Consider the following 17861-nt stretch of genomic DNA (forward strand, 5'->3'; position numbering starts at 1 on the left):
GTCTTTGACTGCTTCGGACTAGTTTCGTCGCAACTAGACCGGATTATGAATATCGATAAAAAGATGTTCGAGATCGAATGCCTCGGACAGGTGCGAACCGAGCGCCTGCACGCCGAAGCGCTCGGTCGCATGGTGTCCCGCGGCCACGAACGCGACGCCGCTCTCCGCGGCCGTATGCGTGGTCTGCTCGGAAATCTCGCCGGTCAGGTAGACATCGGCGCCCGCGTCGATCGCCGCGTCGAAATAGCCCTGCGCGGCGCCGGTGCACCACGCGATGCGCCGCAGCTCCTGGTCCGGGTCGCCCAGCACGAGCGGCGTGCGGGCGAGCGTCTGCTCGACCTGCGCGGAGAAATGCGCGAGCGTGATCGGCATCGGCAGCGTGGTCATCCAGCCGATGTCGTTGTCGCCGAAGCGCGCGTCGCCGATCAGGCCCAGCTTCGCGCCCAGTTGCGCATTGTTGCCGTAGGCCGGATGGTCGTCGAGCGGCAGGTGATACGCGAACAGGTTGATGTCGTTGGCGAGCAGCAGCTTCAGGCGCTGGTATTTGCGCCCGGTGACCGGCGCCGCTTCATTGCGCCAGAAGTAGCCGTGATGCACGAGCACCGCGTCCGCGCCCCACTCGTGCGCGGCCTCGAGAAAGGCGAGCGACGCGGTCACGCCGGTCGCGATTTTCTCGACCTTGCGGCGCCCTTCGACCTGTAGTCCGTTCGGGCAATAGTCCTTGAACCGTGAGGCTTCGAGAACGTTGTTCAAGTACAATTCCAGTTCGATCCGATCCATATAAACCTCTAATTTTTCAGATGCTCAGACGCTTTTGGCTGTTGTTTGCCCAGGCGGTGACGGTGCTGCTCGCGTTGATGTTCATCATCGCGACGCTCAAGCCGCAATGGCTGCAGCGACAAGGGCAATTCGGCAAGCAGCTCGCCGAACCGATCGTCGCTCTGCGGGAAGTGGCGCCGGGGCTCGGCGGCGGCCCCCTGCAGAGTTCCTACGCCGATGCGGCGCAGAAAGCCATGCCGGCGGTGGTCAACGTGTTCTCCAGCAAGGACGGCTCGCTGCCGCCCGACCCGCGCGCGAAGGACCCGCTGTTCCGCTACTTCTTCGGTGATCGTAACCGCCGCCAGCAGGAGACGCCGGCGGCAAATCTGGGCTCCGGCGTGATTGTGAGTTCGGAAGGCTACATTTTAACGAACCAGCACGTCGTGGACGGCGCGGATCAGATCGAAATCGCGCTCGCCGACGGCCGCACGAGCGAAGCGAAGGTCATCGGCGTCGATCCGGAAACCGATCTCGCCGTGCTGAAGGTCAATATGACCAACCTGCCGACCATCACGCTCGGCCGCATGGATCAAACCCGCGTCGGCGACGTCGTGCTCGCGATCGGCAACCCGTTCGGCGTCGGCCAGACGGTGACGATGGGCATCGTCAGCGCGCTCGGGCGCAATCACCTCGGCATCAATACCTTCGAGAACTTCATTCAGACCGACGCGCCGATCAATCCGGGCAATTCGGGCGGCGCGCTGGTCGATATTCACGGCAATCTGCTCGGCATCAACACGGCAATCTATTCGCGCTCGGGCGGCTCGCTCGGCATCGGCTTCGCGATTCCGGTGTCGACCGCGCGCAGCGTGCTGGAGAGCATCATTACCACCGGCACGGTCACGCGCGGCTGGATCGGCGTCGAGCCGCAGGACGTCACGCCGGAAATTGCCGAGTCGTTCGGACTCGAGCAGAAGACCGGCGCGATCGTCGCCGGCGTGCTGAAGGGCGGGCCGGCCGACAAGGCGGGCATCAAGCCCGGCGACATCCTGGTTGGCGTGAATGGGCAGGACATCACCGACACCACACGTCTGCTCAATGTAATCGCGCAGATCAAGCCCGGCACCGACGCGAAAGTGCATCTGGTGCGCAAGAACAAGGAGCTCGACCTGACGGTGATGATCGGCAAGCGCCCGCCGCCGCCGAAGCAGTCGTCATCGGATGACGACGATCAGGGCGATGATGGTGGTTGAGCAGATGCGTTGATAGGGTGGGTGAATGCCGCGCGCGGCCCGGGATGCGGTGCGATGGCCTTGATGCCGCGCGTGATGCTCATGTGATGCCGTGCAGCCGGCCAAGATCAAGTCAACGCAGGTCAAAGGCAGCGCAAGGCGGCGAAGCGAGGCACGGCGGCAGCAAGCGGGCAGCTACTGCAAGCCCGCTCGTGACAGCGTGACACTGTGACGCATGTTCCCGAGCTTCAATTGCCGCTCGCGTCGCCGCCCATCGCGGCGCGCCCGTCACTGAGCCGCGTTGCCCTCTTTCTCCGTTTCCAGCACCGGCTTGCTGACGAAGAGCCGCGCCGCAATGATGCCCGCTTCGTACAGAATGATCAGCGGAACCGCGAGAATCAGCTGCGAGAACACGTCAGGCGGCGTGACGACCGCGGAAACCACAAACGCGCCGACCACCACATACGGGCGGATCTGCCTGAGCTTTTGCACCGTCAGCACGCCCATGCGCACCAGCAGCACGACAACGATCGGCACCTCGAACGTGACGCCGAACGCAAGGAACATCGTCAGTACGAAGCTCAGGTAATTGTCGATATCGGTGGTCATCTCCGCGCCTAGCGGCGCGTTGTAGTGCGCCATCACGCGGAAGATGGTCGGAAACACGACGAAGTATGCGAACGCCATCCCGCACAGGAACAGCACATAGCTGCTGCTGACAAGCGGCATCACGAGCTTCTTCTCGTGCTGATAAAGCCCCGGCGCGACGAATGCCCAGATCTGGTACAGCACGATCGGCAGCGCGATCACGAACGCGACCAGCATCGTCACCTTCATCGGCACGAAAAACGAGCCGGTGACATCGGTGACGATCATCTTGCCGTCCTTCGGCAGGTTGTTCATCAACGGCCGCGCAAGCAGCCGGAAAATGTCCGGCGCCCAATAGACGAGGCCCACGAACACGACAATCACCGAAATGCCGGCGCGGATGATGCGATTGCGCAGTTCGACGAGGTGGGAGATGAAGGTCTCTTCAGAACCTTCGTTCTGGTTGTGCTGGGGGTCGCTCACGCCGGCCCTCGGTAGGAGATGGATTCACGAGTATCAGAAGAAGCGCGTCGTGCGCCGCATGCTGACCGGCTTGTGGCGCGCCACGCGCGCAGCGCCCGATTGCACGTGCGTGCGGCGCGCCGACACACGCTTGTACCACGTCGGCATGGCAGTCTGTTTAATGCGCCAGTTCTTGCGCTTCGGCGCATTCGAGGCGGCCCTTCCGCCAAAGCCGTTCCACGACGATGACGCGCTGCCGCCCGCGGCCGCGCCGCCGTCTTCCGTGCCGCCCCCCGCGATACTCGGCCCAACCGACGTCCCCGCCTTCCACGCGTCGTTCAGCTCGGTTTCCTGCTTGCGCAGATTGTCGTGAATCGTGCTTTCGACGTTGTGCGCAGCTGACTCGAATTCGGTCTTCATCCGCCGCAATTCGTCGAGTTCGATTTCACGCGTGACTTCGGCCTTCACATCGTTGATATAGCGCTGCGCGCGGCCGAATAGCGCCCCTGCCGTGCGGGCCACGCGCGGCAGCCGCTCAGGGCCGAGCACGACCAGCGCGACCACGCCGATCAGTGCCATCTTGGTGAGGCCGAGGTCAAGCATCGGAAGGGCTTCCCGTCAGTGCGCCGTGTGATGGGTTCAATACGCGGTTGAGCACCCGATGTGGCGTGCGGTTGGTCACGCGATTTGTCGCATGACCCGTTACGCGGCTTGCTGCACGAATAGGCAACACGATTGAACGCGCGGCTTAGCGCGAGTCACCCGGATGCGTAGCCTTTTCCTTCGCATCGACGTCGATCGTGCCGCCGCGCGGCAGTTCACGCTGCTGCGCCTGCGTGTCCGCGGGCGCTTCCGCGTCTTTCATCCCTTCCTTGAACCCCTTTACCGCGCCGCCCAGATCGCCGCCGATGTTGCGCAGCTTCTTGGTGCCGAATACCAGTGCGACGATCAGCAAGACGATCAGCCAATGCCAAATGCTCAACGAACCCATGAAAACTCTCCTTGTCTCCCGTCGCCCGCCGACGTGAAGAAAACCTCGGGCCCTGCGGCCCTAATCGAAGCGCGAAGGCTTCGTGCGCTTTTTACTTTTCGAATCCGTTACCGATGTGCGGGAAATTGTCAGGACCGCCAGTATCGCCGCCGATCGGTTATGAACATATGTCACCGTCACCCCATGCGCAACCACGGCCGCGGACCGGCAAGCAGATGCGCGTGCAGGTGATACACCTCCTGACCGCCGCCGGGACCGGTATTGATTACCGTGCGGAAGCCCGTTTCACCGCCCGTGTAGGCAACGCCGAGCTTGTCCGCGAGACGCGCGACCAACACAAGCATTCTACCAAGCAGCGGGGCGTCGCTTTCGTGGCAATCGGTCAGCGTGGCGATGTGTTTACGCGGAATGACCAGCACGTGCGTTTCAGCCGCTGGACGGATGTCGCGGAACGCGACGAACTCGTCGTCTTCATGAACTTTAGTCGACGGAATTTCGCCCGCGGCGATCTTGCAGAAAAGGCAATTCGGATCGTGGCTCATGGTCTTCCCGATTTAGCTTGTGCGGCGCCGGGCCTGCCGTTCAGAACCACGCGCGCGGGTTCTGCAGCGGCTTATTGTCGTACAGATACAGCCAGCCTTTGATGATACGGTACAACGTCCAGATCGCAACAGCCCACAGAATCGGCACGCCGATCAGCACGATAAACAGCGCCACGCCGATCAGATGGCCGATCAGCCCCAGCCAGAAGGTGCGGATCTGCCACTCGAAGTGCGCTTCGTACGGCGTGCCGACCGTCTCGGACCGCTTCAGGTAATTGATGATGATCGCGACCAGCACGGAGATGCCGCCCGTCAGCCAGTACACCGCGTAGAGCGCATACAGCACGTGCGTCAATGTGCGCAGACTGCGCTGCCGGTCGATTTCGAGTGCGCTCTGATATGACGGCGGCGGGTATCCGCTATGCGACTGCTCCATGTTGCGTCCTCCTTCAGATGCGGTCAGAAGCGTGGCTGGATTGGGCGGCGGCGTACGGCGAGGGCGAGGGCGGCGGCGGTCTTGCGAGGCGGCGCGCGATCGCTGATCGCTCAGTCGCCGTTCTGCTCGCGGTCGCGGCTCTTGCGCAGCGCCTTTTCCTCGATTCCCGACAAGCCTTCGCGACGCTCCAGTTCGGCGAGCACATCGGCCGGGCTCAAATCGAAATGCGACAACGCCACGAGACAATGAAACCACAGATCGGCCATCTCATAGACCAGCGCTTTGGGTTCGCGGCCATGCCGTACGTCCTTCGCCGCAAGCGCCACCTCGGTCGCTTCTTCGCCGATCTTTTTCAGCACCGCGTCGTCGCCCTTATGGAACAGGCGCGACACGTACGAGACGTCCGGATCGCCGCCCTTGCGGCTGTCGATCAGCGCGGCAAGGCGCAGCAGCGTGTCATGCGTGGCGGGTTGCGTCATTTGTAGATATGTTCGGGATCTTTCAGCACCGGGTCGACGGCGATCCATTCGCCATCGTCGACCGAGCCTTCGAATTTCTGGAAAAAGCACGAGTGACGGCCGGTGTGGCACGCGATGCCCGACACCTGCTCGACCTTGAGCAGCACGACATCTTCGTCGCAATCGAGCCGCACTTCGTGCACGTGCTGCACATGGCCGGATTCTTCGCCTTTGAACCACAGCCGCTGCCGCGAGCGCGAAAAATACACCGCGCGGCCGGTTTCGATCGTTTTCGCGAGCGCCTCGCGACTCATCCACGCGAACATCAGCACGTCGTTCGTCGCGGCTTCCTGCGCGATCACCGGCACGAGGCCGTTCGCGTCCCATTTGACCTTGTCGAGCCAGTCGACACCCGATGCATTCACCACGTCACAACCTCACTGAGATGCCCTGATCGGCCATAAAGCGCTTGGCTTCGCCGACCGTGTGTTCGCCATAGTGGAAGATGCTCGCGGCCAGCACCGCGTCCGCATGCCCCTCCCTGATGCCGTCGGCCAGATGCTGCAGCGAGCCGACGCCGCCCGACGCGATGACCGGCACCGGCACCGCATCCGATACCGCGCGCGTCAACGCGAGATCGAAGCCGCTTTTCGTGCCGTCGCGATCCATGCTGGTGAGCAGAATCTCGCCCGCGCCGAATTCGGCCATCTTGCGCGCCCATCCGATCGCGTCAAGACCGGTCGCCTTGCGCCCGCCGTGCGTGAACACTTCCCAGCGCGGCGGCTCGCCGTCGGCCGACACGCGCTTCGCGTCGATCGCGACGACGATGCACTGCGAGCCGTGCTTGTCCGTCGCGTCGCGCACCAGTTGCGGATTCGCGATCGCCGACGAATTGATGCTGATCTTGTCCGCGCCGGCATTGAGCAGTCGCCGCACGTCTTCGACCGCGCGCACGCCGCCGCCGACCGTCAGTGGAATGAATACCTGCGATGCGACCGCCTCGATGATAGGCAGGATCAGGTCGCGCTGGTCGGACGTCGCGGTGATGTCGAGAAACGTGAGTTCGTCGGCGCCCTGATCGTCATAGCGGCGCGCAATCTCGACGGGATCGCCCGCGTCGCGCAACTCGACGAAGTTGACGCCCTTGACGACGCGCCCGGCGGTCACGTCGAGACAGGGGATGATGCGTTTAGCTAAGGCCATGATGGTGCGGATGCTAACGTGTGCTGCGTGCTGTACTGCGGAAACGCACCACGCGCGGGCGTTGCGGCGCGAGATTGCGTCATGAAGATCACGCGCGAGGCGCAGGCCTGAGCGTAGCCGCTCAGGCATCGTCCGATTCGCGCAGCCGGTCCGCGTGGGTCTGCGCGGCCGCGAAGTCGAGGTCGCCCGAGTAGATCGCGCGGCCGCAGATCACACCCTCGACGCCCTCGTCTTCGACCTCGCACAGCGCTTCGATATCGCCCAGATTCGACAGGCCGCCGCTCGCGATCACCGGAATCTTCACCGCGCGAGCGAGACGCACGGTCGCCTCGATATTGATGCCCTGCATCATGCCATCGCGCCCGATGTCGGTGTAAATGATCGATTCGCACCCGTAGTCCTCGAACTTGCGGGCGAGATCGGCCACTTCGTGACCGGTCAGCTTGCTCCAGCCGTCGGTGGCCACCTTGCCGTCCTTCGCATCGAGGCCGACGATGATATGGCCGCCGAACGCGGTGCACGCCTCCAGCAGAAAGCCCGGGTTCTTCACCGCCGCCGTACCGATGATCACATATTCGAGACCGTCGTCCAGATAGCGCTCGATCGTGTTCAGATCGCGAATGCCGCCACCCAGTTGCACGGGAATCTCGGCGCCGACCTCTTCGATGATCGCGCGAATCGCCTCCTCGTTGCGAGGCTTGCCGGCGAATGCGCCATTCAGATCGACGAGGTGCAGGCGCCGCGCGCCGCGTTCGAGCCAGTGTCGGGCCATCGCCGCCGGCTCCTCGGAGAATATCGTCGCCTGGTCCATATCGCCCTGTTTGAGGCGAACACACTGACCGTCTTTCAGGTCGATGGCGGGGATCAGCAGCATAGCAATCGGGTGATATCTGGGAAGAAGGTTGAATTTCGGCCGGCGCGAAGCCTGCGGCAGTGCCGCGCCAGACCGTTCCGCTAGTTTAGTACAACTCTTTCGGCCGCCTTGCGAATGTCGGGGCGCCGCACGAACCTGCTGTGTGAACCGGTAAGCCCCGCCGGACAAGGCGGCGAACTCAGGGTTTCCAGTGCACGAAATTCCGGTAGACGCGCAGGCCTGCATCCGCACTTTTTTCCGGGTGGAACTGGGTAGCAAAAAGGTTGTCGTGCGCTACCGCCGACGTGAACGGCACGCCGTACACCGTTTCGCCGGACGTATACGCGGCATTGTCCGGCATCACATAGTAGCTGTGCACAAAATAGAAGAAGCTGTTGTCCGGTACGCCGTCCCATAACGGATGCGACTGCGTCTGACGGACACGGTTCCAGCCCATCTGCGGCACCTTGAAGCGCGAACCGTCATCCTGCACCTGCCCGTCGAGCTCGAAGCGCAGCACTTTGCCCGGCATCAGGCCGAGTCCGCGCGTATCGCCCTCCGCACTCCAGTCGAACAACATCTGCTCGCCGATGCAAACGCCCATCAGCGGTTTGCTGCGCGACGCCTCCAGCACCGCATCCTGCAAGCCGGATTCACCCAGCGAGCGCATGCAGTCCGGCATTGCGCCCTGGCCGGGCAGCACGACGCGGTCGGCCGCGCGGATCGCCTCGGGCCGATCGACGATCGCCACCTCCGCCTCGGGCGCCGCCTTTTTCAGCGCCTGCGCAACCGAGCGCAGGTTGCCCATTCCGTAATCCACAATCGCAATTGAGGTCTTCATCTCAGAACCAGGGTTTCCACTTCAACAGGTTTCATTTCAAGCCAGGCAGCAGCGCCTTCAAACCGTCGACGATGAACTCCACCGCCAGCGCCGACAACATCAGGCCCATCAGCCGCGTGCCGATATTGATGCCGGTGCGGCCGACCCAGTGGGCGATCGGTTCGGCGAGGCGCAGCGACAAAAAACAGATCGCCGCCAGCACCGCTCCAATGACGATCAGACTAACCCGGTCGTACCAATGGCGAAAGCTGGCCGAATAGACGATGACCGTACTGATCGAACCGGGCCCCGTCAGCAGCGGAATCGCGAGCGGCACGACCGCGACGTTATCCTTCGACTCGGCCTCGAAGCGCTCCTCGGGCGTCGCGCGCGCGTTGCCGATCTGCGCATTCAACATGTTGATCGCCATCAAAAGCATGATGATGCCGCCGCCGACCTCGAGCGAGCCGACCGAAATGCCAAAGAAGCCGATGATCTGCTGGCCGCACATCGCCGTCACGGCGATCACGAAGAACACGGATATCGATGCGATACGGATCGTGCGCCGCCGTTCCGCGTCCGACTGCTGTGAGGTCAGGCTCAGAAAAAACGGCACCGCGCCGACCGGGTTGATCAGCGCCAGCAGCGAAATGAACGATTTGAGGATATCCATCGCTAGCCGGCCGCGCATCGACGCGCCACCAGTCCGGTTGGTCGGAGCCTGAAGCGTCTGCCCGCACTGCTGACATCACGCCTCGAATTCGCGTCAGAGGCTGCCCTTGGTCGACGGAATCTGCCCCGCCGCGCGTTCGTCCAGTTCGACCGCCATACGCAGCGCACGGCCGAACGCCTTGAAGACCGTTTCCATCTGATGATGGGCATTCAGGCCGCGCAGATTGTCGATATGCAGCGTGACGCCTGCGTGGTTCACGAAGCCGCGGAAGAATTCGATCGACAGGTCGACATCGAACGTGCCGATTCGCGCGCGCGTGAACGGCACGTGGAACTCGAGCCCCGGGCGCCCCGAAAAGTCGATCACGACGCGCGACAGCGCCTCGTCGAGCGGCACGTACGCGTGCCCGTAGCGCCGGATGCCCTTGCGGTCGCCGACCGCCTTCGCGACCGCCTGGCCAAGCGTGATGCCGACGTCTTCGACCGTGTGGTGGTCATCGATATGGGTGTCGCCATGCGCCTCGACGTCCAGATCGACCAGCCCGTGCCGCGCGATCTGGTCGAGCATGTGGTCCAGAAACGGCACGCCGGTGGCCAGCTTTTGCTGGCCGGTGCCGTCCAGATCGATCTTCACACGGATCTGCGTTTCGCTGGTGTTGCGAACGACTTCCGCAAGGCGCATGACAATTCCTCGAAGCTTGCTTGAAAGATAAGGTGGGGATGGGCCGGTTGCCGCGTCCGCTCAATGCAACGCGAGCTTCAGCGCGGCGAGCAATTGCGTGTTCTCTTCGGCAGACCCGACCGTCAGACGTACGCAATTCGCCAGCAATGGGTGCATTTTACTCACGTTTTTGATCAAAACCCGCGCGCCGAGCAGCGTTTCGAACGTTGCGGACGCATCCGGCACGCGCACGAGCAGGAAATTGCCCGCGCTCGGAAAAACTTCGGCGCCGGGCAACGCGGCGACTTCCTGTGCCAGCCTTGCGCGCTGCGCGCGCAGTTGCGCCGCTTGCGCGTCGAGCATGTCGATGTGATCGAGCAGGAAATCGGCCGTCGCCTGGGTCAGCACGTTGACGTTGTAGGGCGGGCGCACCTTGTCGAGCTCGGTGAGCCACGCCGGACGGCCGGCGAGATAGCCGAGGCGAATGCCGGCGAGGCCCAGCTTCGAGACGGTGCGCATCACCACGACATTGTCGAAATCGCCCGCGCGCGGCATCCAGCTGCGCTCGGCGAACGGCTGATACGCCTCGTCGATCACGACGAGACTGCGCGTCGCGGCCGCAATGATCCGCTCGATGTCGTTTTCGTCGAACAGATTGCCGGTCGGGTTGTTCGGATACGCGAGATAGACGACAGCCGGCTGATGTTTATCGATCGCGTCGAGCATCGCGCCGGTATCGAGCGTGAAATCCGCGTTCAGCGGCACGCCGACGAATTCCAGATTCGCGAGCTGCGCGTACACCTGATACATCACGAAACCCGGCACCGGCGCGAGAATCTTTGCGCCCGGCTGCGCGCACGCCACGGCGATCATGCTGATGATTTCGTCCGAACCGTTGCCGAGCAGCACATCGCAATTGGCCGGCACGTGCATCACGCGCTTGAGCTTGTCGAGCAGTTCGCCCGGACGCGGCGCCGGGTAGCGGTTCAGCGCGACGCCCGCGAGATGCTCCGCGAGTTGCGCCGCCAGCGGCGCCGGCAGCGGGAACGGGTTTTCCATCGCGTCGAGCTTCACGTAGCCGGACGCATCCGGCACCGGATAGCTGGTCATCGCGAGCACGTCGCGGCGGATGATGTCTTGTGGTGTTGTCATAAGGTGGGGCCGCATTCGCGCGGTACGGCACGGCAATAAGGCACGGCAAGGTCGGTACGGCACGGTCGGCACAGCACACGGTCGGCGTGACACGATCGACGCAACCGCCGGCCGCGCCACGCTATGCGCGGGCTCATTTACCCGTTCTGCTTCATCCGGTATTCGGCGCTGCGCGCATGCGCGGGCAAGCCTTCGCCATAGGCGAGTTCCGCGGCGATCTCACCGAGCGTCTGCGCGCCTTCCGCGCTGACTTCGATCAGGCTCGAGCGCTTGAAGAAATCGTAGACGCCCAGCGGCGACGAAAAGCGCGCGGTACGCGAAGTCGGCAGCACGTGGTTCGGACCCGCGCAATAGTCGCCGAGACTTTCGCTCGTGTAGCGGCCGAGGAAAATCGCGCCCGCATGGCGAATCTGCTGCGCCCACTGCTGCGGCTCGAGCGCGGAGATCTCGAGGTGCTCCGGCGCGATGTCGTTCGCAATCGCGCACGCTTCGGCCATGTCGCGCACCTTCACGAGCGCGCCGCGGTTGGTCAGCGACGCCGCGATCACATCGCGCCGCGGCATGGTCGGCAGCAGCTCGTTCACCGCGTCCTCGACGCGCGCGATAAACGCATCGTCCGGGCACAGCAGAATGGACTGTGCGAGCTCGTCGTGCTCGGCCTGCGAGAACAGGTCCATCGCGACCCAGCGCGGATCGGTCGTGCCGTCGCACAGCACGAGAATTTCCGACGGCCCGGCAATCATATCGATGCCGACGGTGCCGAACACGCGCCGTTTCGCGGATGCGACATACGCGTTGCCCGGCCCGCAAATCTTGTCGACCGCCGGGACTGTTTCAGTGCCGTACGCGAGCGCGCCGACCGCCTGCGCGCCGCCGATCGTAAACACCCGATCGACGCCGCCGAGAAGCGCGGCGGCGAGCACGAGCGGGTTCTTCACGCCGCCTGGCGTCGGCACGACCATCACGATTTCGCGCACACCGGCCACGCGCGCCGGAATCGCGTTCATCAGCACCGACGACGGATACGCCGCCTTGCCGCCCGGCACATAGATGCCGGCGCGATCGAGCGGCGTCACCTTCTGGCCGAGCACAGTGCCGTCCGCTTCCTCGTATTGCCAGCTATGGCTGCCGCATTCGATCTTCTGCTTCTCGTGATAGCCGCGCACGCGCGCGGCCGCCGCTTCGAGCGCCGCGCGGCGCTTGGGACCGAGCCCCTCGAGCGCCGCTTCGAGCTCCGCGAACGGCAATTCGAGCGCAGCGACATCCTTCGCATCGAGCCGGTCGAAGCGGTTCGTGTACTCGAGCACGGCGGCGTCGCCGCGCGCCTTCACGTCGGCAAGAATCTGCGCGACGGCGTGCTCGATCGCCGCGTCTTCGCTCGCCTCGAACGCGAGCACCGCGTGCAGCGACTTCTGGAAGCCGTCAGCGCTGGAATCGAGCTTGCGAATCTTGATAGACATGCTGGTATCCGTTTCGGTAAAACGCCTCGCGTCCCTTCGCTTTGCGTACGTTCGCAGCGCGCCGGGACCGCGGCGTCATCACGCCGCGCGCCTCGATGCGCGTTCGAACGCGTCGAGGAACGGCCGCAGCGCGGCGCGCTTCAACTTCAGCGCGGCCTGATTCACGACGAGGCGCGACGAGATCGACATGATCTCCTCGACCTCGACCAGATTGTTCGCCCGCAGCGTGCCGCCCGAACTGACCAGGTCGACGATCGCATCGGCGAGGCCGACGAGCGGCGCGAGCTCCATCGAGCCATACAGCTTGATCAGATCGACGTGCACGCCCTTCGCCGCGAAATGCTCGCGCGCGGTTTGCACATACTTGGTCGCGACCCTCAAGCGCGCGCCCTGACGCACCGCGTTCGCATAATCGAAACCCGCCTTCACCGCGACCGACATCCGGCAGCGCGCAATATCCAGGTCGACCGGCTGGTAGAGACCGCTACCGCCGTGCTCGATCAGCACATCCTTGCCCGCGACGCCGAAGTCCGCCGCGCCATATTCGACGTAAGTCGGCACATCGGTTGCACGCACAACGATCACGCGCAGGTTCGGATCGGTGGTCGGCAGAATCAGCTTGCGCGACGTTTCCGGATCTTCCGACACCTGCACGCCGGCCGCCGCGAGCAGCGGCACGGTTTCCTCGAAAATACGCCCTTTCGACAAGGCGAGCGTCAACGGCGCGCGCGCGGCCGGTGCGGACGACGTTTGCGGGGAGGCGCGTTGCGCGGACGTCGGTTGCGATGAACTCATGCCTGCTTGCCTGAAATGCGCCGCACGTTGGCGCCCACCGCGGTGAGCTTCGTTTCCATCCGGTCGTAGCCGCGGTCGAGGTGATAGATGCGGTCGATCAGCGTCTCGCCTTCCGCGCACAAACCTGCGATCACGAGGCTCGCGGACGCGCGCAGATCGGTTGCCATCACCTTCGCGCCGGACAGTTTGTCGACTCCGTTCACGAGCGCCGTATTGCCGTCGATCGTGATGTTCGCGCCGAGACGGCTCAGCTCCTGCACGTGCATGAAGCGGTTTTCGAATATCGTTTCGACGACCCGCGACGGACCTTCCGCGATCGCATTGAGCGCCATAAACTGCGCCTGCATATCGGTCGGGAACGCCGGGTATTCCGACGTGCGGAACGACACCGCCTTCGCGCGCTGATTCATCCTGACGCGCAGCCAGTCGTCGCCTTCATCGATCGCGGCGCCGGCTTCGCGCAGCTTGTCGATCACCGCTTCGAGCGTCTGCGGGCGCGTGTTGCGCAGCGTGACGTCGCCGCCCGCGGCCGCGACCGCGCACAGGAACGTGCCGGCTTCGATGCGGTCCGGCACCACCGTATGCTCGGCGCCGTGCAACCGGTCGACGCCTTGAATCACGAGCCGGTCCGTGCCGATGCCGTCGATCTTCGCGCCCATCGCGACGAGCAGATGCGCGAGGTCGCCGACTTCCGGCTCGCGCGCCGCGTTCTCGATCACCGTCTCGCCTTCGGCGAGCACCGCCGCCATCAGCAGGTTCTCGGTGCCGGTCACGGTGATCATGTCGGTGATGATGCGCGTGCCCTTCAGCCGCTTCGCGCGCGCTTCGATAAAGCCGTGCTCGATCGTGATCTCGGCGCCCATCGCCTGCAGGCCCTTGATGTGCTGATCGACCGGCCGCGCGCCGATTGCGCAGCCGCCCGGCAGCGACACCTTCGCCTCGCCGAAGCGCGCGACCAGCGGGCCGAGCACGAGAATCGATGCGCGCATCGTCTTGACGAGCTCGTACGGCGCGACGAGGTTGTTCACCTTCGACGCATCGAGCATCACTTTGCCCGAGCCCTCGGCCGTCTCGGCCTGCACGCCCATCTGGCGCAGCAGCTTCAACGTCGTGCGCACGTCCTGCAGATTCGGCACGTTGGCGAGCTGCAGCGGGTCCGCGCTCAACAGGCTGGCGCAGAGAATAGGCAGCGCCGCGTTCTTGGCCCCCGAAACGGTAATTTCCCCTGCCAACTGCCGGCCGCCTTCAATGACGAGTTTGTCCATGCCTGTCGGTTCCTGATCGGTGCGCGCGCTGTTTTGCGCCTGAGCGGAAAGGTGGGTGGCGCCGCTCACGGCGCCGTGGCTGTCTTGAGTAATACGCACTAGTGTTCCAGATTACGCGCTTTGCCACTCGGCAGGCGTCAGTGTTTTCATGCTGAGGGCGTGGATTTCTTCGCGCATGCGGTCGCCGAGCGCCGCATACACCAGCTGATGCCGCTGGATCAGCCGCTTGCCTTCGAAGTTCGACGAGACGATCGTCGCGAAGAAATGCTGGCCGTCGCCTTCGACTTCGAGATGCTCGCACGGCAAGCCGGCGGAAATGTACGTCTTGATCTGTTCGGGCGTCGGTAACATGAAATGCTCCTCGTCAGTGGCGCAGCTTGTAGCCGCTTGCGAGCAGACGCATCGCGAGCACCGCCAGCACCACGAAAAATGCCGCCACGATCGCGAGGCTCACGAGCGGATTGATATCCGACTGGCCGAAAAAGCCATAGCGAAAGCCGTCGATCATGTAGAAAAATGGATTGAGCCGCGACACCTCGCGCCAGCCGTCCGGCAGCGTGTGCGTCGAATAGAACACGCCCGACAGGAAAGTCAGCGGCACGATGATGAAGTTCTGAAACGCGGCGAGCTGATCGAATTTTTCGGCCCAGATGCCGGCCACCACACCGAGCGTGCCGAGAATCGCGGAGCCCAGCACCGCGAACAGCACAATGAAAAGCGGCGCGGTGAAGCTCATCGGAATGAACCACACCGTCACGATAAACACGCCGAAGCCGACCGCGAGGCCGCGCGTGACCGACGCGAGCACATAGGCGCCATACATTTCCCAATGCGACAGCGGCGGCAGCAGCACGAACACGAGATTGCCGGTGATCTTCGACTGGATCAGCGACGACGAGCTGTTCGCAAACGCATTCTGCAGCACGCTCATCATCACGAGGCCGGGAATCAGGAAGCTCGTGTAGCCGACGCCGCTGTAGACCTGCACGTGGTCGCGCAGCGCGTGGCCGAAAATCATCAGATACAGCAACGCGGTCACGATCGGTGCGAGCACCGTCTGGAACGAGACCTTCCAGAACCGCAGGAGCTCCTTGTAAAACAGCGTGCGAAACCCGCTCATGCAAGCCCCTCGACCATTTCCGGCGCGTTCATCACCTGCACGAACACGTCTTCGAGATCCGCCTTGCGAACCTCGATCTCATCGAATGTGCAGCCCGCCGCGCGGCACTGCGAAAGAATCCGCTCGACATCGTCGTAGTTCGACAGACGCAGCAGATGCTGGCGCGTGTTCGCCGCGCCCGGGTCGACTTCGAGCGCGCGCAAATCGGCCGGCAGCACGCCCTGCGCGAAGCGCACGTACAACTGCAAACCCGCGAAGCGCTGCAACAGCTCGCTCGTGCGCTCGAGCGCGACCACTTCGCCCCGCCGCAGCATCGCGATGCGGTCGCACAGCAATTCCGCTTCTTCGAGATAGTGGGTGGTCAGCACGATGGTGTGACCTTCGCGGTTCAGGCGGGAAATGAACTTCCACAGCGTCTGGCGCAATTCGACGTCGACGCCGGCGGTCGGCTCGTCGAGCACGATCACCGGCGGCCGGTGCACAAGCGCCTGCGCGACCAGCACGCGACGCTTCATGCCGCCGGACAGCGCGCGCATGTTCGCGTCGGCTTTTTCGGTCAGATCGAGATTGGCCATCACCTCGTCGATCCAGTCATCGTTGTGGCGCAGGCCGAAGTAGCCGGACTGGATGCGCAAGGTTTCGCGCACGGTGAAAAACGGATCGAACACCAGTTCCTGCGGCACAACGCCGAGCGCGCGACGCGCGGCGCGGAAATCGGCGACGACATCATGGCCGCGCACCGCGACGCTGCCTTCGTCGGCGCGCGCGAGACCCGCGAGGATGCTGATGAGCGTCGTCTTGCCCGCGCCGTTCGGGCCGAGCAGCCCGAAAAACTCGCCTTCTTCGACAGTCAGGCTCACGCCTTTGAGCGCCTGCAGACTCTTGTAGCGCTTCTTGACGTTACGGAATTCTATGGCTGGCATGACTTTGCGCCACCGGACGGCGGCGACTGAAAAGTGCGCAACGCGCACGAAAGGATGCGAGGAAAAACGAAATTGGGGCCGGTTACTTGCCCCAAAAAACGTTTGATTATAGGGCAAATGCGCGGCGGAAATGCGGCGCGGAAGTCTGGACAGGTTTCGGTGAAGCCGGACGCGCCGGCCTCATCCGACCTTCCCATGCTTCAGGACGGCGAGCGCTCGGTATCGACCGTGCGTGAATGTCGCGCCGACAGCAAGGTGTCGACGCCGTAGGCTTGCGCGAGACTGGCAAGCCCGGCGGGAAGATTGACGATTTCGAGTGCGGCGCCGCGCGCGCCGGCTGCGCGCTGCCATGCGAGCAGCACCGCGAGCGCGGACGAATCGAATTGCGTCAGCGGCGCGCAATCGACGCTGCGCGCGCCGCCCGCGATGCGCTCGAGCCCCGCCGCCAGCGCGACGCGCGCGCCGGCGTGGGTCAGCGTCGCGCCGGTCGCGAAGCCGTTCATCACGTTGCCTGAAAGCGGCGTGCCGTTCACGACTGCTTGCCCGCCGCCAGTTGCTGATTGCGCTGCGTGAGGAACTGGATCAGGCCGTCGACGCCCTTCTGCTGGATCTGCTCGCTGAACTGCTGCTGATACGCCTGGATCAACCACGCGCCGAGCACGTTGATGTCATACACGCGCCAGCCTTGCGGCGTCTTGTACAGGCGGTAGTCGAGTTCGATCGGCTGGCCGTTGTTCATCACGGTCGAGCGCACGACCACATCCGTATCGTCCGGATTCGCGCGGAACGGCTTGTACTGGATTTCCTGATTGCGCACCTGCGCGAGCGCGCCCGCATACGTGCGGATCAGCAGCATCTTGAACTGCTCGACCACCTGCTCCTGCTGCTGGGGCGTCGCGGTGCGCCAGCTGCGGCCCATCGCCAGCTGCGTGGTGCGGCGGAAATCGATGTACGGCAGGATTTTCTCGTTGACGAGCTGGGTGATCCGGTTGATGTCGCCTTGCTGGATCGACTTGTCCGAGCGGATCGTGTCGATGACCTGCTGCGTGACGGTCTTCACCATGCCGTCCGGCGAATTCGTATCGACGGTCTGCTGGGCGAACGCGGACCCGCCAAACGAAAGCAATGCTGCGAAAAACGGGATAAAGAAGAATTTTTTCATTTCCAATCCTGCAAAAAGAAGATCGCTAACCTCGAACTGACGATATCACGCGAGTTCTATCGTAACCCATCGGAAACTTGCGAGAGTTGTATCGCAGTGTTACACGCGTCACGGGACCTTTGGGTGACGGCGTCCCGTTAGCGCACCTTCAGTCCCGGATAACCGATGATGCGACCCGGCGGAACGACCTGGCCGCCCGGCACCGAGGTCGGCGACGGCAGGCCGGTCGAGTCGAGCGGCATCGTCTGCGTGCCGGAGGCCGGAGCAGCACTCTCAGCACCTGGCGTGCCCGACGCGCCCTGCGGCG

At 63.8% G+C, this 17861-nt stretch carries 23 protein-coding genes; 1 reads left to right on the forward strand and 22 read right to left on the reverse strand.

What is annotated here, in order from left to right:
* Positions 1-33 precede the first annotated feature (33 nt).
* Entirely contained in the window at positions 34-780 is a 747-nt protein-coding gene (locus tag HV675_RS19810) for a Nif3-like dinuclear metal center hexameric protein (protein WP_175112811.1), read from the reverse strand.
* Between the two features lie 20 nt (positions 781-800).
* Here HV675_RS19810 and HV675_RS19815 point away from each other — a divergent pair, with 20 nt between their 5' ends.
* The gene (locus tag HV675_RS19815) at positions 801-2012 is read left to right on the forward strand and encodes a Do family serine endopeptidase (RefSeq protein ID WP_175112812.1); all 1212 of its coding nucleotides are present in this window, start codon (positions 801-803) and stop codon (positions 2010-2012) included.
* Between the two features lie 267 nt (positions 2013-2279).
* Here HV675_RS19815 and tatC read toward each other — a convergent pair whose 3' ends face one another.
* The 21 genes from tatC to HV675_RS19920 form a co-directional block, all read right to left on the reverse strand.
* A complete protein-coding gene (gene tatC / locus HV675_RS19820; protein WP_175112813.1) occupies positions 2280-3062 on the reverse strand; it encodes a twin-arginine translocase subunit TatC in 783 nt (260 codons plus the stop codon).
* Positions 3063-3095: 33 nt separating this feature from the next.
* Positions 3096-3644, reverse strand: a complete 549-nt coding sequence (gene tatB / locus HV675_RS19825) for a Sec-independent protein translocase protein TatB (RefSeq protein ID WP_175112814.1) — start codon at positions 3642-3644, stop codon at positions 3096-3098.
* A gap of 145 nt (positions 3645-3789) precedes the next feature.
* Positions 3790-4032, reverse strand: a complete 243-nt coding sequence (tatA, locus tag HV675_RS19830; protein WP_175112815.1) for a Sec-independent protein translocase subunit TatA — start codon at positions 4030-4032, stop codon at positions 3790-3792.
* 176 nt (positions 4033-4208) lie between these two features.
* The gene (locus HV675_RS19835) at positions 4209-4574 is read right to left on the reverse strand and encodes a histidine triad nucleotide-binding protein (RefSeq protein ID WP_175112816.1); all 366 of its coding nucleotides are present in this window, start codon (positions 4572-4574) and stop codon (positions 4209-4211) included.
* Between the two features lie 40 nt (positions 4575-4614).
* Complete coding sequence (locus HV675_RS19840; protein WP_175112817.1) at positions 4615-5010, reverse strand: DUF4870 family protein; 396 nt, start codon at positions 5008-5010, stop codon at positions 4615-4617.
* Between the two features lie 110 nt (positions 5011-5120).
* Positions 5121-5489: a phosphoribosyl-ATP diphosphatase gene (locus HV675_RS19845; protein ID WP_175112818.1), complete on the reverse strand. Its 369-nt coding sequence runs from the start codon at positions 5487-5489 to the stop codon at positions 5121-5123.
* Positions 5486-5896: a phosphoribosyl-AMP cyclohydrolase gene (hisI, locus tag HV675_RS19850; RefSeq protein WP_175112819.1), complete on the reverse strand. Its 411-nt coding sequence runs from the start codon at positions 5894-5896 to the stop codon at positions 5486-5488. Before hisI ends, HV675_RS19845 begins: the two co-directional genes overlap by 4 nt.
* A gap of 1 nt (position 5897) precedes the next feature.
* Complete coding sequence (gene hisF, locus HV675_RS19855; RefSeq protein WP_175112820.1) at positions 5898-6671, reverse strand: imidazole glycerol phosphate synthase subunit HisF; 774 nt, start codon at positions 6669-6671, stop codon at positions 5898-5900.
* Positions 6672-6792: 121 nt separating this feature from the next.
* Positions 6793-7545: a 1-(5-phosphoribosyl)-5-[(5-phosphoribosylamino)methylideneamino]imidazole-4-carboxamide isomerase gene (hisA, locus tag HV675_RS19860; RefSeq protein WP_175112821.1), complete on the reverse strand. Its 753-nt coding sequence runs from the start codon at positions 7543-7545 to the stop codon at positions 6793-6795.
* 178 nt (positions 7546-7723) lie between these two features.
* Positions 7724-8365: an imidazole glycerol phosphate synthase subunit HisH gene (gene hisH, locus HV675_RS19865; RefSeq protein ID WP_175112822.1), complete on the reverse strand. Its 642-nt coding sequence runs from the start codon at positions 8363-8365 to the stop codon at positions 7724-7726.
* Positions 8366-8396: 31 nt separating this feature from the next.
* The gene (locus tag HV675_RS19870; protein WP_175112823.1) at positions 8397-9017 is read right to left on the reverse strand and encodes a MarC family protein; all 621 of its coding nucleotides are present in this window, start codon (positions 9015-9017) and stop codon (positions 8397-8399) included.
* Positions 9018-9110: 93 nt separating this feature from the next.
* Positions 9111-9698 (reverse strand): imidazoleglycerol-phosphate dehydratase HisB, encoded by a 588-nt coding sequence (hisB, locus tag HV675_RS19875; RefSeq protein ID WP_175112824.1) that lies wholly within the window; start codon positions 9696-9698, stop codon positions 9111-9113.
* Positions 9699-9758: 60 nt separating this feature from the next.
* Positions 9759-10829, reverse strand: a complete 1071-nt coding sequence (gene hisC / locus HV675_RS19880) for a histidinol-phosphate transaminase (RefSeq protein WP_175112825.1) — start codon at positions 10827-10829, stop codon at positions 9759-9761.
* A 137-nt stretch (positions 10830-10966) separates the two neighbouring features.
* The gene (gene hisD / locus HV675_RS19885; RefSeq protein ID WP_175112826.1) at positions 10967-12289 is read right to left on the reverse strand and encodes a histidinol dehydrogenase; all 1323 of its coding nucleotides are present in this window, start codon (positions 12287-12289) and stop codon (positions 10967-10969) included.
* Positions 12290-12367: 78 nt separating this feature from the next.
* Positions 12368-13084 carry an ATP phosphoribosyltransferase gene (hisG, locus tag HV675_RS19890; protein ID WP_175112827.1) on the reverse strand — a complete coding sequence of 239 codons (717 nt, stop codon included), beginning with the start codon at positions 13082-13084 and terminating at the stop codon, positions 12368-12370.
* Positions 13081-14349, reverse strand: a complete 1269-nt coding sequence (gene murA, locus HV675_RS19895) for a UDP-N-acetylglucosamine 1-carboxyvinyltransferase (RefSeq protein WP_175112828.1) — start codon at positions 14347-14349, stop codon at positions 13081-13083. Before murA ends, hisG begins: the two co-directional genes overlap by 4 nt.
* A 111-nt stretch (positions 14350-14460) precedes the next feature.
* Positions 14461-14700 (reverse strand): BolA family protein, encoded by a 240-nt coding sequence (locus HV675_RS19900; protein WP_175112829.1) that lies wholly within the window; start codon positions 14698-14700, stop codon positions 14461-14463.
* A 13-nt stretch (positions 14701-14713) separates the two neighbouring features.
* Complete coding sequence (locus tag HV675_RS19905) at positions 14714-15469, reverse strand: ABC transporter permease (protein ID WP_175112830.1); 756 nt, start codon at positions 15467-15469, stop codon at positions 14714-14716.
* On the reverse strand, positions 15466-16392 hold the full coding sequence (locus HV675_RS19910; RefSeq protein WP_175112831.1) for an ABC transporter ATP-binding protein: 927 nt from the start codon (positions 16390-16392) through the stop codon (positions 15466-15468). The genes HV675_RS19905 and HV675_RS19910 overlap by 4 nt, the downstream gene beginning before the upstream one ends.
* A 200-nt stretch (positions 16393-16592) precedes the next feature.
* Complete coding sequence (locus HV675_RS19915; protein ID WP_175112835.1) at positions 16593-16895, reverse strand: STAS domain-containing protein; 303 nt, start codon at positions 16893-16895, stop codon at positions 16593-16595.
* Between the two features lie 26 nt (positions 16896-16921).
* Positions 16922-17554: an MlaC/ttg2D family ABC transporter substrate-binding protein gene (locus HV675_RS19920; protein WP_175112832.1), complete on the reverse strand. Its 633-nt coding sequence runs from the start codon at positions 17552-17554 to the stop codon at positions 16922-16924.
* Between the last annotated feature and the right edge of the window lie 307 nt (positions 17555-17861).

Origin of the sequence: Paraburkholderia solisilvae (assembly GCF_902859875.1) — a bacterium.
GTDB lineage: Bacteria > Pseudomonadota > Gammaproteobacteria > Burkholderiales > Burkholderiaceae > Paraburkholderia > Paraburkholderia solisilvae.

Coding starts and splice junctions, on each gene's coding strand:
- HV675_RS19815 (WP_175112812.1), top strand. CDS start 801: ATGCTCAGACGCTTTTGGCTGTTGTTTGCCCAGGCGGTGACGGTGCTG.
- HV675_RS19900 (WP_175112829.1), bottom strand. CDS start 14,700: ATGTTACCGACGCCCGAACAGATCAAGACGTACATTTCCGCCGGCTTG.
- hisF (WP_175112820.1), bottom strand. CDS start 6,671: ATGGCCTTAGCTAAACGCATCATCCCCTGTCTCGACGTGACCGCCGGG.
- hisB (WP_175112824.1), bottom strand. CDS start 9,698: ATGCGCCTTGCGGAAGTCGTTCGCAACACCAGCGAAACGCAGATCCGT.
- hisD (WP_175112826.1), bottom strand. CDS start 12,289: ATGTCTATCAAGATTCGCAAGCTCGATTCCAGCGCTGACGGCTTCCAG.
- hisH (WP_175112822.1), bottom strand. CDS start 8,365: ATGAAGACCTCAATTGCGATTGTGGATTACGGAATGGGCAACCTGCGC.
- HV675_RS19840 (WP_175112817.1), bottom strand. CDS start 5,010: ATGGAGCAGTCGCATAGCGGATACCCGCCGCCGTCATATCAGAGCGCA.
- HV675_RS19810 (WP_175112811.1), bottom strand. CDS start 780: ATGGATCGGATCGAACTGGAATTGTACTTGAACAACGTTCTCGAAGCC.
- HV675_RS19870 (WP_175112823.1), bottom strand. CDS start 9,017: ATGGATATCCTCAAATCGTTCATTTCGCTGCTGGCGCTGATCAACCCG.
- hisC (WP_175112825.1), bottom strand. CDS start 10,829: ATGACAACACCACAAGACATCATCCGCCGCGACGTGCTCGCGATGACC.
- HV675_RS19910 (WP_175112831.1), bottom strand. CDS start 16,392: ATGCCAGCCATAGAATTCCGTAACGTCAAGAAGCGCTACAAGAGTCTG.
- hisA (WP_175112821.1), bottom strand. CDS start 7,545: ATGCTGCTGATCCCCGCCATCGACCTGAAAGACGGTCAGTGTGTTCGC.
- HV675_RS19915 (WP_175112835.1), bottom strand. CDS start 16,895: ATGAACGGCTTCGCGACCGGCGCGACGCTGACCCACGCCGGCGCGCGC.
- HV675_RS19905 (WP_175112830.1), bottom strand. CDS start 15,469: ATGAGCGGGTTTCGCACGCTGTTTTACAAGGAGCTCCTGCGGTTCTGG.
- hisG (WP_175112827.1), bottom strand. CDS start 13,084: ATGAGTTCATCGCAACCGACGTCCGCGCAACGCGCCTCCCCGCAAACG.
- tatB (WP_175112814.1), bottom strand. CDS start 3,644: ATGCTTGACCTCGGCCTCACCAAGATGGCACTGATCGGCGTGGTCGCG.
- HV675_RS19920 (WP_175112832.1), bottom strand. CDS start 17,554: ATGAAAAAATTCTTCTTTATCCCGTTTTTCGCAGCATTGCTTTCGTTT.
- HV675_RS19845 (WP_175112818.1), bottom strand. CDS start 5,489: ATGACGCAACCCGCCACGCATGACACGCTGCTGCGCCTTGCCGCGCTG.
- HV675_RS19835 (WP_175112816.1), bottom strand. CDS start 4,574: ATGAGCCACGATCCGAATTGCCTTTTCTGCAAGATCGCCGCGGGCGAA.
- murA (WP_175112828.1), bottom strand. CDS start 14,349: ATGGACAAACTCGTCATTGAAGGCGGCCGGCAGTTGGCAGGGGAAATT.
- tatA (WP_175112815.1), bottom strand. CDS start 4,032: ATGGGTTCGTTGAGCATTTGGCATTGGCTGATCGTCTTGCTGATCGTC.